Here is a 936-nt window from a genome sequence, read left to right as displayed (position 1 = left end):
GGCATCGACAGGTCGAGCAGAACCATGTCGATATCCTCGTTGGCGAGCACCAGCGCCTTGGCGCTTTCGAAATCGCCGGCTTCGTGGATGGCGGCAACATCGCCGATGCCGGCCAGCGCCTCCTTCAGCGCGCCGCGAAAAAGCGGATGGTCGTCGGCAATGACGAAAGTGTGGCCCGACGGCAAATAGTCCTCCCCCGATCCCATCATCATTTTCGTGCTTCTTGCGGGGACCGGAATGATTATGCGGCGGCGCGGCGCGTTTTCAAGCGGCAAAGGCCGCGCGCGGAGTTTTCCCCAACGGTTCGGCTCCCGTTTTGCGCAATTCCAGACGGAAAACCGCCGTGCACTTTTCCTGGAATCGCACCCCGGTTCAGGTTTTCTGGTTCAGCTTGCCGCCGTCACCGTCTTCCTTGTCCATGTCCTTGACGATGTCCTTGAAGGTCCGGAAGAACTGCTCCATGTAACCCATCGTCTTGTTGAAATCCTCCTGGCTCGGCAGTTGCGATTCCAGCCGGGCTGAGAGCGAATTCTCGAGCTTGGCGACGCGCGCGTCGAGCGCCTTGACCGAATTGTCCAGCCGGTCGATCTCGTCCTGATAGGCGGCGCGCTCGTCGGCGGCCATCTTGCAGACAAGCTGACCGGTGCGCTCCTCGCAGATCGACATGGCGCCGGTCCTTGTGTCCATGCGGACATAACCGTTGGCCGACTTCTCCAAACGGTAGTGATCGGTCTCCTCGGAATAGGCGGAAGCGGCAACCAGCGAGCAAAGCGCCGCGGGGATCAGGATGTGCTGCAGACGCATATTATCCTCCATGAGCCAGTGAAGGCCGGCTATCACAGGTTTGCGCCGGAAATGGGGAAGAGTCGAGCTTCAAGCCTTCCCCGCACCTTCGGTTCGGACTATAGCGCGACAATGTCTCAGATTATCTACAAG

General features: G+C 59.7%; 2 protein-coding genes. Both read right to left on the bottom strand.

Annotation, left to right across the window (positions count from 1 at the left end):
- On the bottom strand, positions 1-185 hold a 185-nt coding region (locus tag EOD07_RS35875; RefSeq protein ID WP_164772921.1), incomplete at its 3' end, for a response regulator.
- A 187-nt stretch (positions 186-372) separates the two neighbouring features.
- Positions 373-804: a hypothetical protein gene (locus EOD07_RS35870; protein WP_041002173.1), complete on the bottom strand. Its 432-nt coding sequence runs from the start codon at positions 802-804 to the stop codon at positions 373-375.
- Positions 805-936: the final 132 nt, after the last annotated feature.

The organism is Mesorhizobium sp. M2C.T.Ca.TU.002.02.1.1, from assembly GCF_003997225.1.
The sequence above is the reverse complement of the archived record's forward strand: the minus strand, read 5'-3'. Positions and strand labels throughout refer to the sequence as shown.

Coding starts and splice junctions, on each gene's coding strand:
- EOD07_RS35870 (WP_041002173.1), bottom strand. CDS start 804: ATGCGTCTGCAGCACATCCTGATCCCCGCGGCGCTTTGCTCGCTGGTT.